Genomic DNA, 284 nt, shown 5'->3' on the forward strand with positions numbered 1-284 from the left:
GCTGGAAGTTATCACTCCGACCGAAGTGCGCCTCACCATCAGCGAAGGCCGCTACCATCAGGTGAAACGCATGTTCGCCGCCGTGGGCAACCACGTGGTTGGCCTGCATCGGGAACGCATCGGCGACATCCTGCTGGATGAATCGCTGGCGCCGGGTGAATATCGTCCGCTGACGGAAGCGGAAATCGCCAGCGTGGGCGCCCCGCAGCCACGGAGTAAAACGTGACGCTGAAGCAGAATTCTTCACTGGGGATTGTGTTTATCCTTGGCCTGCTGGCCATGCT

At 60.2% G+C, this 284-nt stretch carries 1 protein-coding gene and 1 pseudogene; both read left to right on the plus strand.

Annotated features, from left to right (window positions below):
* Positions 1-226: pseudogene (locus ACSIPU_RS31200) on the plus strand (16S rRNA pseudouridine(516) synthase); the annotation flags it as partial.
* The coding region (locus ACSIPU_RS31205; protein ID WP_435322577.1) for a hypothetical protein at positions 223-284 on the plus strand (62 nt) is incomplete at its 3' end. The pseudogene ACSIPU_RS31200 and the gene ACSIPU_RS31205, both read left to right, overlap by 4 nt.

Source organism: Klebsiella sp. HN106 (assembly GCF_051209435.1).
Classification (GTDB): Bacteria; Pseudomonadota; Gammaproteobacteria; order Enterobacterales; family Enterobacteriaceae; genus Klebsiella; species Klebsiella oxytoca.